A 14,218-nucleotide genomic window follows, 5' to 3' on the forward strand; every position below is an offset into this window, starting at 1 on the left:
AGTTATTTATCTTGTAGCATTTGGTATTTATTATTTTTTGAGATATTGATATTTTGAAAGAAAAAACTCTGCAGTACACTGGTTAAGTCAGTGATGCTGCAGAGTTTTATTATGTGTATAGCTTTAAAGTTTATGACTATACAATCTTATTTCTCTTTCCATTTGTCTACTTTATCTCGATTGTTTTCAATCCATTCGCTTGTTGCTTTTTCTGGATCTTTACCATCTTCAATTTCTAACATAATAGATTCCATATCTTTTACATCCCATTTGAAATTGTCTAGGATTTTATAGGCTTCTGGCATATCTTTTTTTAATCCTTTACGTGTCATCGTATGGATGCTTTCAGCTCTACCCATAGTTCCTTTTGGATCATCTAGATATTTTAAGTCGTAACGTTGGAAAATCCAGTATGGACTCCAACCTGTAATCACGATTTCATCTTTATTTTGAACAGCTCGTTTTAATTGTGCGTTCATTGCACCTGTAGAAGAGATGACTTGTTCCCAACCTTTTAAGTTAGGGTATGATTTGATTGTTTTGTCTGTGGCCTTAACAATCCCGGCACCTGGTTCTATACCTGTTATTTTTTTCTTAGCTTGATTGTCTAAATCTTCTATAGAGTCTACATCCATGTATGAAGGAACGACAAGTCCAAGCTTAGCTTTACCGTCAATATGTGGCCCTAAGTCATCTAAATCGTCTTTGAATTCTTTATATTGTGCTTCATGTGTGACAGGAAGCCATGGTCCAGTCATAGCATCCGCTTCTCCTTTAGCTACAGCTTCCCAAACCACAGGGATATCTAAAGATGTTGTATTAACTGTGTAACCTTCTTCTTCTAGCACTTGTTTCATCACGTTTGTTGAAACAATTTGATCATCTTGTTGCGCATAAGCTAACGTGATTGTACCTTTGTTTGAAGATTTAGTTGGTGAGAAGAAAATAGAAAGCAAAATAACAATTAAAGCAATAAGTGCAATAATGCCTGTGATAATCCATTTTTTCTTGTTACTCATTCTAGTGTTTTTAGGACGATTTAAAGCTTGAGTGAAGCGGTCGATAATAATAGCAAGGACTACAATTCCAATACCGAACACAAAACCGTTACCGACTTCTGAACGTTGTACAGCAGCTAAAACACCTTGCCCAAGTCCAGGTGTCCCAATCATAGAAGCAATAACTACCATAGAAAGTGTTAACATAATCGTTTGGTTAATACCTGCGAATATGTTTTCTTTTGCCATAGGTAAATCAAGTTTAAATAATCTTTGCCAAGCAGTAGAACCGAATGAATTAGATGTTTCCACTAACTCTGTAGAGATAGAACGAATCCCTAAGTTCGTCATTCTGACCGTTGGTGGCAATGCGAAGATAACAGATGCGAAAACCCCTGGTACCATACCGATACCAAAGAATGCGACAGCAGGGATGAGGTATACAAACCCAGGCATTGTCTGCATAAGGTCTAATATAGGTTTGATAATTTTTTCTACTGTATCACTTTTAGACATCAGGATACCTAAAGGTACTCCGATAATAACAGCGACTAAACTGGAAATAATGACCAAAGTGATTGTGTTCATTAAATCGGTCCACATATCTTGGTTATAAATAAACAGTAAGCCGACTAAAGTGAATGCGGCAAAGCCCCACTTACGTTTGAATACAAAGAAAGCTGCGATGACTAAGATAGCCATCATAACAAAAGGAGGAATAGCTGTTAGAATCATAGTCATGAAGTTCATCACTGCTTCTCCAGCAATCCTTAATACTGTAAATAAACCTGACAGATGATCAGTCAGCCAATCTACGATAGCGTCAATCCATTCTGCAAAAGGTAATTGTTTCATTGAAAAGTTAAGCATCTGCATTCACCTCTTCTTTCTCAGAATCAGAAGAAGTATCTGTTCCCACAGTGATATTTTTAGTGCTCATTGCCCCAATAACACTACCTCTGACCACGACACCAATCACACGTTCATTCTCTTTACTTACTACTGCAAGCGGTGCAGGGGAGTTATAAATAATATTGAAAATATCGCTAACGAACATGTCTTTATTAATTTTTTGAACGTTATCATTCGTAACATCCTTTAAAGATAGACCTTTCTCTCTGGCTTCTAATGCACTTTCAGCAGAGATACTACCTTTTAGTTTACGGTTACGATCAATGGCTAGCAGCATGCTGACTTCTTCTTGACGCATACGTTGCAAGGCTACGTTAGGGCCTTCTGTTTCGACATTAATCGTAAGTGGTGGTTCCATAATATTTTCTGCAGTCAGTACTTTAGAACGGTCAACATCTTCCGTAAATTCTTTAACGAAATCATTAGCAGGATTCGTTAAAATTTCTTCGCCCGTACCAATTTGCATAATTTTTCCATCGCGCATTAAAGCAATACGGTCACCAATGCGTAAAGCTTCATTCAAATCATGGGTAATAAAGATAATAATTTTCTTTACTTTTCGTTGTAGTTCGAGTAAATCATTTTGCATATCTCGACGGATAAGAGGATCAAGTGCTGAGAAGGCTTCATCCATTAATAAAATTTCAGAATCATTTGCGAGTGCGCGTGCTAGACCTACACGTTGCTGCATTCCGCCAGAAAGTTGATTAGGATATTGATCTTTAAATGAAAGTAATCCAGTATCTTCTAGAGCTTTTTCAGCTTGTTTACGGCGTGCTTCTTTTTCTACACCACGTATTTCTAATCCATATTCTGCATTTTCTAATACAGTACGTTTTGGGAATAAACCAAAATTTTGGAAAACCATATTAACTTTAGTTCGACGTACTTCGCGCAACTCATTTTTAGACATCTTTGATACATCATCTTCATTTATGTACACGCTTCCTGAAGTAGGTTCAATCAAACGATTAATCAAGCGGACTAATGTAGACTTACCACTACCGGAGAGTCCCATAATCACAAATATTTCTCCGTCCTCTACATCAAAGCTTGCATCGTATACACCAACGGTCGCTCCTGTTTTTTCCAAAATTTCTTGCTTGGAATCTCCGTTTTTAACCATTTTAAGTGCCTTTTGGCTATTTCTGCCAAAGACTTTGGTCAAGTTCCTTACACGAACTCTGCTCAAAGTTAATCTCCTCCATTTTAAAAATCATTTTCTTATTTAATGTTATCATATTAATTAGATGAAACAACTTTCTTAGTGGTACAAATAAATAAAAATAAACAATAATATACTTGCATTTTTTTGCTTATATAGTAAGAAAGCACTGTATAAGGCTGATTAAATCAGTTATACAGTGCTTTTAAAGCTTATTTTCTTAATTCATTATTTTATCTTCCTACAGTCCAACCGCCATCTACATTAAGTTCAGCGCCTTGGACATAAGCTGCTTCATCAGAAGCAAGGAAGACTGCAGCTGATGCGAGGTCTTCTGGTTTACCTGCACGTTGAGCTGGAATCTCTTTCGTACGTTGTTCATCAACACCCTCTGTCATAGGAGTTTCGATAAATCCTGGTGATAAGAGATTTGCGCGGATACCTTTGTGACCGAAGTCATAGGCTAGTTGTTTAGTGAAACCGGCAATTGCGTGTTTTGTAGTGACATACGTACTGCCGCCGACACCTGCCATAGATGAACCTTGTGAACCTACATTGATGATGACACCGCTATTATTGTCTAAGAATGTAGGTAATACAGCGTGTGTGAAGAGGTAAGCACCTTTCACGTTTACACCCATTAACAAATCAAATGTGTCTTCGTCTGTTTCTAAAGCATCTTTATAACCATCATGAACACCAGCACCATTGTATAAGATATCAATTGTGCCGAAGTGATCTTTGATTGTTTTAACCGCTTCTTCCACCGAATCTTTAGACGTTACGTCTACGCCTAACGCTAGACCTGTGCCGCCATTGTCTTCAATCGCTTTGAGCACTTTTTCGCCTTTCTCTTTATGACGATTCACAATCACAACTTTAGCGCCTTCAGCTGCGAATCGTTTTGCGACCGCTTCTCCAATACCTGAAGACCCCCCAGTAATAATTGCGACTTTATTATCTAATTTACCCAAAGTAAATCACCTTTCTTTAAAATATACAGTATATCTATCTTAAGATATGACCGACTTAATATCATCAAAACAGCTTAGCTGATATATTCTATGTGTCACGATTCAGATATCTTAATTTCATAATTTAATCTTCTTTAGGAATAAAGACTTCAGCTTCACTATCTTCAGGATAATAGTAACCGTTTGGGATGGTTTGAAGCTCGATTAAGCTGCCCCATGGTGCTTTAATATAAATAGTTTCGTTTCCGACAGAATCTTCATAGCGTGTATTCTCATGCGGTTCAGAAACAGGTTCGCCACCTGCTTCTACCATACGCTCGAGTGCTTCTTCAAAATCGTCGACATAAAAAGAAAGATGCGTAAACCCAATATCTTGAAGCGCAGCGGGTGCTTGTTGATGCGCATGGACAAACTCAAACATTTCAATATTCGGGCCATTACCGAAAACCATCATACGCTTTTTAATGATTTTAGCGCCTGACTCAAGGTCTAAGAAACGTTCTACATCATTACCGCCACGAGGTTGATCCATTTCTGTTTGACTATCGTAAGCCACCTTACCGTCTAAAGCTTCTTTGAAAAACCGTGTTGCCGCTTCAATATCCGGCACAGTTAACCCGATATGATTAATCCCTCTTGTAATCGCCATTTAATCACTTCTTTCTTAATCTATCTCTCTATTTGTAGTATTACCTGACTTGTGTCTATTATGCTTAAAGTATTCAATAAATATATAAATGACAGTAAAAGTATGTTTGCAAAATTATTAGTTGACGTTCATCATCCATATTAACATAATCATAAATATTTATAGTGATTAATGATTTATAAAGCTTTTCAAATCATAAAACGCAGGTCATTTTAAATAACCTGCGTGTAAATTAACGTTCAAATTTTAAAATACTGATTGCCAGTCCGATTAAGATGACACCGACGATATAGTCAAATACCATTTTGAAAGTAGGTTGATTGAAGAGTTTCTTGATATGTGTGAATAAGAAACTGCATATGAAAAACCAAATAAAGACCAGTGCGATAAAGAGTGCCGATAGGGCGATAATTTTTAATGAACCTTCGCTTTTAGTCACAAACTGCGGCAAGATAGATATGTAAAAGAGAATCGCTTTAGGGTTTAAAATCGTGCTCATAAATCCTTGTCTAAACGATTTAAACAAACTGATGTGTCTGATAGGGTAAGTTGATGATGTAGTAATATGGCTTGCCTTACGTGCGTTTAAGATAGTTTTCAAACCTAAGTAAGCAATATAAACGGCACCAAGAAACTTAATCGTGATGAACGCATAATATGAGCTCGTTAAGATAAAGATTAAACCAAGTGCAGCAATCGCAGAGTAGACGACATGTGCAGAAGAAATACCTAATGCAGCCATTACGCCATTTCTAGTACTGCCTTTCATTGTATTCGTAGCCACGATGAAGAAATCAGGGCCAGGAATAACGATAATCAGCAATGAAATTAAAATGAAACTGATCAATGAATCCATAATCGAGCACTCCCTTTAAAATTGTAATGCCTCTATCTTAGCATGACTTATCACGCTATGAGACCGGAAATTTAAAATCGTGTCAGAACATAAAAAAAGATGAATGACATTATGGGTAGTAATATCATTCATCTCAAGTTGGGTTAGGTTATGGTTTATTTTAAGATAGTAGTTTTGGTTGGTTTACTTAGTGTTCGTATGGAATAAAGTCTAATGGCATCGGTGTTGCGAAACCAAGCATGATAAAGTCTTCGTCTCCTGTATTCGTCATACCATGTGCTTCGCCAGGTAATGATACAATGATGTCGCCCGCTTTGATAGTTCTTTCCTGACCGCCGTTTGTATAGAATGTGCCTTCGCCTTGTGTCACAATCCATACATCATCTGCGTTTTGGTGGGTATGACATTGTAGAGATTGACCTGGTTTCATGCACCAAACGGCACCAGCTGAATGTTCAGATTGATAAAAGACTGTCTTTTGTGCTGCTTCCTCAGAGAAGCGTGGTAGATCTTTCATGTTAAAAAAGCGTTGGTGTGTGTCGACCATTGATTATCACTCCTATTTATTTACAATATAATCCGGTGTGTCACCTGTGAGCGCTTTGACAACGTTACCTGCGGCAATTTCAGCCATCATATCACGTGCTTCAAATGTCGCATTTCCGATATGTGGTGTAATGACCACGTTATCCATAGATTTTAGTTCTTCAGTAATTTCTGGTTCGAATTCGAAGACGTCTAATGCGGCACCTTCGATTAAACCATCTTGTAAAGCTTTAACTAATTCAGCTTCATATACGATTGGACCTCTAGATGCGTTAATCAAGTACGCTGTTGGTTTCATTTTTTTAATTTCGTTATAATCAATCATGTGACGCATGCTTTCGTTATAAGAACAGTTGATTGCGACGAAGTCAGCTTCTTTCAACAGTTCATCTTGTGATACATAGCGTGCACCAAGTTCTTGTTCTTTCTCTTCATGTCGAGATGGACCAGAATAAAGAATATCCATATCGAAACCTTTTGCGCGGCGAGCAACTGCTGAACCGATTTCACCTAGTCCGATGATACCGATAGTTTTGCCTGAGACTTCACGTCCGCGGAAGAAGAGTGGAGACCAGCCGTTGAAGCCTTTTGTGCGGCATAACTGATCGCCTTCAGGGATGCGGCGTGCTACCGCTAATAAAATACCCATTGTCAGGTCAGCTGTTGCGTTAGTTGAAGCAATCGGGGTATTAGTAACATCGATACCACGTGCTCTAGCTGCTTGAATATCAATGTTGTTGAACCCCGCACCATAGTTTGCGATAATTTTTAAGTTCGGTGCAGCTTCAATAACTTTTTCACTTACATTTGTAGATAATAAACTGATTAAGCCTTCGGCATCTTTAATACGTTCAATCAATTCATCTTCAGTGATTAATTTGTCCCCAGTGTACATATCTACTTCAAAATGTTCTTTAAGTTGATTTAATCCCGCCTCTGGAATCGCACCTGCTACTAATACTTTTGTCATATTCAATCGCTCCTTTTAATTACTTTGTGAAAACTTTCACAATCTTTATCTATAGCTTATCATGGAATCAGAATATTAGAAGTGCATAAAGTGCTAAACTCACACCTCTATTTTGTGCGAAATGAACAAAAGTGCTACATAATCAGATGAAACCACTAAAAGATGTATCAAAATCGTAAAAAAGTATAGCACTCACTATGTCATAGATTCGATATGATGAAAGGGAACATCAATCATTTTTAGTACAAACAAAGACATACTGATCATGAAATGACTAAAATGAGGAGCAGACAACATGAAAAAGACTTTGTATTTAATCAGACACGGACAAACGTTATTTAATAAGAAACATCAGATTCAAGGTGCTTCAGATTCACCGTTAACAGAACTAGGGAAACAACAAGCTGCACAAGCGAAGCTGTATTTCGATCAATTAAACCTGACAGATTATGAATTATTCTCTTCTACACAAGAACGTGCCTCTGACACGTTAGAAATTTTATTTCCAAATGAAACCTATACAAGATTAAAAGGGATTAAAGAATGGAATTATGGATTGTTTGAAGGAGAGCCGGAATTATTGAATCCGCCACATCAAAATGGCGTAGTTGATTTTGGTTCATTCTTTGCGGCTTATGGCGGAGAAACGATGGAAGAAGTTCAAACACGTACTGTGAAGACATTACATCGCGTATTAAAAGAGACGACGCATCGTAATGTAGTAGCAGCGAGTCATGGTGATATCTTATTCTTATTTGCGCATTATTGTTTGCCGATAGAAGCGGTAAAACAAATAAAGATAACGAATTGTTGTATTTTAAAATTTGAATATGAGGATGAAACTTTTACATTTATAGAAGCAATTCATCCTGCTTAATCCAAAGAAAAAAGGGTTGGACGACTCCATCAGAAGTGTCCAACCCTTTACTATTTTAGGTTTGCTATTCATCTATTTTAAAATTTTTATTCAGGTTTTAAGTCTAAAGTACCCATTTCTTCGCGTAATTCATAAATTTTATCTGGTGTTACGTCTTCGCCAAGTGGATCTACAACTTTCAATGTTGAGAATGTGCTCACAACTTGGCCACGAATCATTTTAAGGTATTCTTGTCTTAATTCATGTTGTTCTTGTTTTTCTGAAGTGCTCAATACCATTTCTTTTTCTTTATTAGCAAGTTCATTAATTCTATCTAAAATTTTCATATTATTATTGTTCCTCCTTGATTTCGTTTGGTGGGAAATGTGGAATCACATAATCTCCCAATTCTTTCATAATATCTTGGTACGTTCTTTCATGTGTGACTAATTTCAACATGATATGGTTTGTACCGATACGTTCATATGCTTTTAATACATTGATTAAAGTATTTCTGCCTAATCTATAGCCACCCTTAATGGGTTTGATTTTTTCATTTGGATCTTTTGATAAATCTAATGCGAGTGGATGCATGAATGGTTTGAATACATCATTATCATGCCAAGCTTGTAGTAAAGCTTTCTGCATTTGGAATTCTTGTGGATAAAACATCCAACCATCCATATTTTCTTTAATCCAGTCTAAATCTTGTTTCGCATTTCCCGTCGCAAAAATCGGGATATGGTGATGTTTTGGTAAAACTTGCAGACCAGAATCCTCATATAGCTCAAAGATTGAGTTTGAAATGTTTGGAGAGTGGTCTTGCCACAGTGCATTCAAAGAAGAAACAGCATCTCTGAAATGATTATGCAAATTCTTCTCCTCGACTTTGAAAGCTGGAAACTCGAAAGAACGGTCTCCAGTTGCCAGTCCCATTAAAAATCTCTCGTTTGACACCAAGTCAAGAGTAGCGGCTGCTTTAGCAACGTGAATTGGATGACGTAATGTCGCAACAATACTAGCTGTTCCGAGAGCAATTTTATTCGTTTTAGCACTGAGGTAAGTTAAAAATACAAACGGATCGTAGTTTGTCGTTACTGGACCTAAGTGTGGACTATATAATGGGTTATCTCGCACAAATAGGCTTGTAAATCCAAGTTCTTCAGCATACTGCGCTAATTCTGCTTGTTGATCAAACGACAATGCGATTTTTTCAGAGTTATCAAAAGGAATGCTTAAACCTAAGGTTAAATGACCCTTTTGAAACGTCCGCTTGAAACCATTGTGTTGTTCGATTGTTGTCACGTCTATCCCTCCTAACTTGATTAATCTGACAAACTTTAGTTCTTCTAACCAAGTTGTCTACAATTATTCTACAACGTATACACAACTAACACAAACCTTATGCTCACGCGGTTTATCGATTTAGTCAAAAAAGGTCAAAAACGTTGATTTGACGCGGTTTTAAAATAAAAAACAAAAATAAAGCGTGCAACTTTTAAGGGGTTTTTTAACAATTATGACGATGTGAACGAAATTAAATTTCTGAATATCAACATTGTTAAAACTGATCAGCAGTGAACATTTTAATTGTGAGCTATGATTAATCAATTCCAAATCAGTGAATAAATAGAGAGAGGTGAAGCGTAATGAAAAAAATTCTAATAGCAGTCACAAACACATCAAAATATCCAGATTTACCACGTCCAACAGGTGCTTGGCTTGGAGAAGTTGTACACTTTGCGGACGAGTTCTATAAAGCAGGTTATGAAATTGATTATGTAAGTCCTAAAGGTGGCTTTGTGCCCATTGATCCCGCAAGTTTACAAGAAGACTTTATGTCTGATGTAGATTGGAAGTATTATACAGATCATCAATTCATGACACAGTTAAATGAATCATTGAAACCAGAAGAAGTAAATCCAGATGATTATGAAGTGATTTATTACGCAGGCGGCCATGGTGTTGTATGGGACTTTGAAAAAGATAAAGGTCTCATTGAATTAGCTGAGAAAATTTATTCTAACGATGGCTATGTCACAGCTGTTTGTCATGGTCCAGCAGGTTTATTAAACATTAAAGATAATGGCCAAAACTTAATTAAAGGTAAGAAAGTCGCAGGCTTCTCTAACAGTGAAGAATCACAAATGGGTGTTACAGATAACTTACCTTATTTATTAGAAGATGCCTTAATTGATAAAGGCGCAAGCTATGAGAAAGGTGACGACTGGTCAAACTTTGTAGTCTCAGACGGTCGATTAATCACAGGTCAAAACCCTCAATCAGCCCAACAAGTTGCGTTAGATACGCTGAAAGCTTTAGGAAAATAAAAATGAATGAAGACTGTCCGTTATTAAGGACGTCTAAATTAAGATAAACAAAACCCTCTGAGTATGAAGTTTATGCTCAGAGGGTTGCTTAATACTATGAGATTAACCACTTTGGATTAATCTATTTTATTGAGTTCGTTGATGACATGTTTCATATCATCATGAATGACTAAATCTGCGTCACTGTCATAAGGTGTCACATCTTTATTAATGATGACAAGATTTTCACCTTCAAAGTTTGAGATTAAACCAGAGGCAGGTTGTACAACGAGTGATGAACCTAAGACAACGAGTGTATCGGCTTGTTTGATTTTGCTGATGGCGCTCATAATTGTCATTTGGTCTAACATTTCGCCATATAAGACGATATCTGGTCTGATTGGACTGCCGTCTTGTTCACTGTTACGTAAATGATGGTCGATGACGTAAGGTTTTGAATACTCATCGTTAGGGTTGTTGATGCTGTAGAAGCGGTTTAAAGTACCGTGTAGCTCATCTACATTTTCACTGCCTGCATCTGAATGCAAACCATCAATATTTTGTGTGATAACACCGAGTGAACGATTTTCTTTTTCTAACTGTGCAATCCATTCATGCACATTATTCGGTTTTTTATCCGCAAATAATAAATACTCATGACAGAAGTCCATAAAGCCTACAGGATTATCTTGTAAGTAGTCATGACTTAATAAATATTCCGGAGATAAACCTTTTTCTGCGACAGCTTCATATAAACCGCCGACAGAACGGAAATCTGGAATACCGCTCGCAACAGAAATACCTGCACCTGTGAAAAAGACGATTTTATTCGAACTGTCAATAATCTCTTTTAATTGCTCAATTTTAGCATTCACACTGATCACTCCATTAATTATTCAATACATCTCGTGTATTGATCTACTCATATTAATTCTAAGATTAAGGGGATGTTTAAGCAAGTTAGATAGAAAAGGGTAAAGTTCAAATTTATATAATTAGTATGATGTAAGGATGGGAAAATTATAATAACAAAAAATAAAAAATGGAGGTGCGATATGAGCAATAAATATTGGATTATACCGTGTAATGTAAAATCATATGATGTAATTGGTGCATTTAATAAGTTAGAGGTTGTAGATTGGAAACAAAGTAACAATATGAAGTCAGCACGACCAGGAGATAAAGTATTTATATACGTAAGCAAACCATATTCAGGGATTATGTATATGTGTGTGATTAATAATGTAAATAAATCAACTGAGTCCATGGAAGATAAAGAGTTTATGATTCATACTGAAAACTATGTCAATTATGGAAATTACATGGAATTAAAATTATTAAAAAGTAAAATACAAACTCCTATAACATTGAAAGAACTTCAAGGTTATGGATTAAAAGGAAATGTTCAAGGACCGAGATCCTTAAAGGATGAATTGCTAGAATTTATTTTAGATAGTTTTGATGATGGACAAAATGTTATTTCTGAAGAAAATGAATTAGAAAATTTCTTGTATAAGGAAGGTAAACTCATAGAAAGCTATGGTACTAGATTTGAGAGGGATCAAGCTCTAAGAAGAAAAGCTATAGAAATTCATGGTACGACATGTAAAGTATGCGGGTTTAACTTTGAAGACTACTATGGAGAATTGGGTAAAGGATTTATTGAAGTGCATCATATTAAACCGATGTATATCAGTAGAAAAGAAGTTAATGTTAATCCACAAACCGATTTAGTACCACTATGTCCAAATTGTCATAGAATGATTCATAGAAAGAAAGATAGCCCTTTAGAAATCGATGAATTGAAACAATTAATCAACAAAGCTAGATAGATTATATAATGCAGGGTTATTTCTGTTGTTGATTCCTAACTATGTAGATTTGATTAAATAAATCAATTGATAGTTTCCTCTTTGAATGATAGGTGTAAACTAATATAATAATAACTGTATAGTGATGAGGAAAGGTGAAGTGAATGAAAAAAGAGAGATACCCTGATTTAAATCATAAAAATAAATTAAGCCATTCATTTAAGTTTTCAAGTGCTGTTGTATTGTTAAGTACGACATTATTAAGTTATAACTTAACGTCTGCACCTACTGTGGTTGCGGAAGATCAGACAGATGTCAAAGCTACAAAAAATTCTAATACTACAACACTCAAGTCGCGTATAGAAGCAGCAAAAAAAGAAATCGATCGTATTAAAACAATGAATGACAGTGACAAAACTAAATTCAAAACAGATATCAATAAGGCTGAGCGTGTATCACAAATAGACGCAATCTTAAAAGATGTGAAAGAGAAAGAAGCACAACTTAAAGAAGAGAAAGCAACTTCTGATTTAGAGAAAGACAATAAAACACAATCCAATACATCTACTCAAAATGATGAACAATCAGCTTCACTATTAAAAGAAGACGCAAATCGTTCTGAGGCACAACCTGAACCTAATACTACTCAAGGAACGGAAGATACTGCTGTGTCAGATCGATTAGAAAAGGTGCGTGAAGATTTAAACCAAGCTTCACAACAAGCACAATCAAGTGATTCAAACCCTTCATCACAAGTGGCAGATGCGCAATTAAATCAGGAAAAAGCCAATCAAAGTATTGATGCATTTATCTCAGATTTAGAAGCACTTTCTCATAAAGTTGATAACGGGAAACTAAATGATGGTGAAGCGGACCGTTCTGACAATGAGGAAACTAAAGCGAACGAAGAGAATACACAAGCTTCACAAGCATTGAGTACGCTTAGACAAGATATTGACCGTGTGACGACTGCACGAGAAACAACGAAACAAGATTTAGACCAATATGTCCAAAATAAAGAAGCGAATCTGCAAACGTTAGAAAATAGATTAGCTGAACGCAGCGAAATTTCACAAGATAAAGCACAGCAGTTAAAAAATGAAATTGAGAAAACAAAAAGCAGTCTGAAACAACAAGATGCGATTATCTCAGATCATTTAAAATCAGCGTCTGACAAAAAACAAGCTGTTAAAGATATTATCGGCAGCACTGTAGATGAACAAAGTGCACAACAACTTATTGACCGCATTGATACAAAAGGTAAAACAGATGCGCAAATTGCGAGCCAAGTGTTGAGTCAATTAGACGGACTCGGTTCATTCACAAGTGACAGCTTGCTTCAATCTATGTTTGATAAAGCGGATGATAAAGAAGCATTAATTCAAACACTGTTATCGACGAAATTTGATAAGAATGAAGCGAGAGATATGGCACGTCAAATTATGGCGAAACGTCCAGATAGTGCTGAACTCGTTCAACTATTAAAACAACGCTACGGTTCAGATGTTTCAGCGGATGAGATTATCGGCAACGTGATTGACCAAGCACATAATAAACGCCAAGCGATTGAAACGATTTTAGCCACAAAATTCAATGATGCGAAAGCACGTGCATTGGCGAATGTGATTGCGAAAAAAGACGATGCGAAAGCTGAATTGTTAAGTGTCCTCAAATCGGGACTTGATCAACCGCTTAACGATTTACTTCAAGCGGACCGTGATATCACGCGATTAAAATCAGATATCCGTCATATCTTTGATCCGTTAAAAGACACGCCAAGCTTGCTAGGTAAGTCTAACGGTAGTCTACTAGATAAAGGCTTACTAGGTGGTAAATCTGGTTTATTCGGTGGACCGAGTCTATTAGACAAGTTAGCGAATGGTGGCAGCGTATTAGATGGTATTCCTGATATTCCGAATCCATCACAAGGTCGCGCGCTATCATTAGGCAGTTCATCTGATGATTTCTTAAGTGGGCTATTTGATGACGAAGGTAACTTTGATTTACCAGCCACAGGTGAAATAGCGAAGAAATCTGCTTTACCATTAGGTGTTGCGTTAATTATCATTGGCGGCGGTCTTACATGGTTTGTGAAACGTCGTAAAGCGAAACAATCTTAATCAATTATAATCGAGTTAAAACAAATACGCTCCATTCAAAACCAGTTTTTGG

General features: G+C 36.5%; 14 protein-coding genes. 4 read left to right on the top strand and 10 right to left on the bottom strand.

The window, feature by feature from the left end:
- Nucleotides 1-146: 146 nt before the first annotated feature.
- The 7 genes from KRR19_RS12245 to KRR19_RS09520 all read right to left on the bottom strand — a co-directional run bounded on the left by KRR19_RS12245 (nucleotide 147) and on the right by KRR19_RS09520 (nucleotide 7,070).
- Nucleotides 147-1,868, bottom strand: coding sequence for an ABC transporter permease/substrate binding protein (locus tag KRR19_RS12245; RefSeq protein ID WP_002480265.1), 1,722 nt, complete (start codon nucleotides 1,866-1,868; stop codon nucleotides 147-149).
- Entirely contained in the window at nucleotides 1,861-3,102 is a 1,242-nt protein-coding gene (locus KRR19_RS09495; RefSeq protein WP_002480264.1) for a quaternary amine ABC transporter ATP-binding protein, read from the bottom strand. Before KRR19_RS09495 ends, KRR19_RS12245 begins: the two co-directional genes overlap by 8 nt.
- 206 nt (nucleotides 3,103-3,308) lie before the next feature.
- On the bottom strand, nucleotides 3,309-4,049 hold the full coding sequence (locus tag KRR19_RS09500; RefSeq protein WP_070684455.1) for an SDR family NAD(P)-dependent oxidoreductase: 741 nt from the start codon (nucleotides 4,047-4,049) through the stop codon (nucleotides 3,309-3,311).
- Nucleotides 4,050-4,173: 124 nt separating this feature from the next.
- Complete coding sequence (locus KRR19_RS09505) at nucleotides 4,174-4,698, bottom strand: VOC family protein (RefSeq protein WP_002480262.1); 525 nt, start codon at nucleotides 4,696-4,698, stop codon at nucleotides 4,174-4,176.
- Nucleotides 4,699-4,930: 232 nt separating this feature from the next.
- Nucleotides 4,931-5,554, bottom strand: a complete 624-nt coding sequence (locus tag KRR19_RS09510) for a LysE family translocator (RefSeq protein ID WP_002480261.1) — start codon at nucleotides 5,552-5,554, stop codon at nucleotides 4,931-4,933.
- Nucleotides 5,555-5,741: 187 nt separating this feature from the next.
- Nucleotides 5,742-6,101, bottom strand: coding sequence for a cupin domain-containing protein (locus KRR19_RS09515; RefSeq protein WP_002480260.1), 360 nt, complete (start codon nucleotides 6,099-6,101; stop codon nucleotides 5,742-5,744).
- A 12-nt stretch (nucleotides 6,102-6,113) separates the two neighbouring features.
- Nucleotides 6,114-7,070: an NAD(P)-dependent oxidoreductase gene (locus KRR19_RS09520; RefSeq protein WP_002480259.1), complete on the bottom strand. Its 957-nt coding sequence runs from the start codon at nucleotides 7,068-7,070 to the stop codon at nucleotides 6,114-6,116.
- A gap of 295 nt (nucleotides 7,071-7,365) precedes the next feature.
- Here KRR19_RS09520 and KRR19_RS09525 point away from each other — a divergent pair, with 295 nt between their 5' ends.
- Nucleotides 7,366-7,947, top strand: a complete 582-nt coding sequence (locus tag KRR19_RS09525; protein WP_002480258.1) for a histidine phosphatase family protein — start codon at nucleotides 7,366-7,368, stop codon at nucleotides 7,945-7,947.
- 86 nt (nucleotides 7,948-8,033) lie between these two features.
- Here the strand turns inward: KRR19_RS09525 and KRR19_RS09530 are convergent, their stop codons facing one another.
- Nucleotides 8,034-8,273, bottom strand: a complete 240-nt coding sequence (locus KRR19_RS09530) for a DUF896 domain-containing protein (protein ID WP_002480257.1) — start codon at nucleotides 8,271-8,273, stop codon at nucleotides 8,034-8,036.
- A 4-nt stretch (nucleotides 8,274-8,277) separates the two neighbouring features.
- Nucleotides 8,278-9,231, bottom strand: coding sequence for an LLM class oxidoreductase (locus KRR19_RS09535; protein WP_002480256.1), 954 nt, complete (start codon nucleotides 9,229-9,231; stop codon nucleotides 8,278-8,280).
- A 344-nt stretch (nucleotides 9,232-9,575) separates the two neighbouring features.
- Here KRR19_RS09535 and KRR19_RS09540 point away from each other — a divergent pair, with 344 nt between their 5' ends.
- Nucleotides 9,576-10,256, top strand: coding sequence for a type 1 glutamine amidotransferase domain-containing protein (locus tag KRR19_RS09540; RefSeq protein ID WP_002480255.1), 681 nt, complete (start codon nucleotides 9,576-9,578; stop codon nucleotides 10,254-10,256).
- Nucleotides 10,257-10,372: 116 nt separating this feature from the next.
- Here KRR19_RS09540 and KRR19_RS09545 read toward each other — a convergent pair whose 3' ends face one another.
- Nucleotides 10,373-11,110, bottom strand: a complete 738-nt coding sequence (locus KRR19_RS09545) for an NAD-dependent protein deacylase (protein ID WP_002480254.1) — start codon at nucleotides 11,108-11,110, stop codon at nucleotides 10,373-10,375.
- 180 nt (nucleotides 11,111-11,290) lie between these two features.
- Here KRR19_RS09545 and KRR19_RS09550 point away from each other — a divergent pair, with 180 nt between their 5' ends.
- Complete coding sequence (locus tag KRR19_RS09550; RefSeq protein WP_002480253.1) at nucleotides 11,291-12,067, top strand: HNH endonuclease; 777 nt, start codon at nucleotides 11,291-11,293, stop codon at nucleotides 12,065-12,067.
- Nucleotides 12,068-12,210: 143 nt separating this feature from the next.
- Nucleotides 12,211-14,166 carry an LPXTG cell wall anchor domain-containing protein gene (locus KRR19_RS09555; protein ID WP_002480252.1) on the top strand — a complete coding sequence of 652 codons (1,956 nt, stop codon included), beginning with the start codon at nucleotides 12,211-12,213 and terminating at the stop codon, nucleotides 14,164-14,166.
- The last annotated feature ends 52 nt before the right edge of the window (nucleotides 14,167-14,218 follow it).

Origin of the sequence: Staphylococcus sp. CWZ226, assembly GCF_018986355.1 — a bacterium.
Classification (GTDB): Bacteria; Bacillota; Bacilli; order Staphylococcales; family Staphylococcaceae; genus Staphylococcus; species Staphylococcus simulans.

Coding starts and splice junctions, on each gene's coding strand:
- KRR19_RS09550 (WP_002480253.1), top strand. CDS start 11,291: ATGAGCAATAAATATTGGATTATACCGTGTAATGTAAAATCATATGAT.
- KRR19_RS09540 (WP_002480255.1), top strand. CDS start 9,576: ATGAAAAAAATTCTAATAGCAGTCACAAACACATCAAAATATCCAGAT.
- KRR19_RS09505 (WP_002480262.1), bottom strand. CDS start 4,698: ATGGCGATTACAAGAGGGATTAATCATATCGGGTTAACTGTGCCGGAT.
- KRR19_RS09510 (WP_002480261.1), bottom strand. CDS start 5,554: ATGGATTCATTGATCAGTTTCATTTTAATTTCATTGCTGATTATCGTT.
- KRR19_RS09525 (WP_002480258.1), top strand. CDS start 7,366: ATGAAAAAGACTTTGTATTTAATCAGACACGGACAAACGTTATTTAAT.
- KRR19_RS09555 (WP_002480252.1), top strand. CDS start 12,211: ATGAAAAAAGAGAGATACCCTGATTTAAATCATAAAAATAAATTAAGC.
- KRR19_RS09515 (WP_002480260.1), bottom strand. CDS start 6,101: ATGGTCGACACACACCAACGCTTTTTTAACATGAAAGATCTACCACGC.
- KRR19_RS12245 (WP_002480265.1), bottom strand. CDS start 1,868: ATGCTTAACTTTTCAATGAAACAATTACCTTTTGCAGAATGGATTGAC.
- KRR19_RS09530 (WP_002480257.1), bottom strand. CDS start 8,273: ATGAAAATTTTAGATAGAATTAATGAACTTGCTAATAAAGAAAAAGAA.
- KRR19_RS09520 (WP_002480259.1), bottom strand. CDS start 7,070: ATGACAAAAGTATTAGTAGCAGGTGCGATTCCAGAGGCGGGATTAAAT.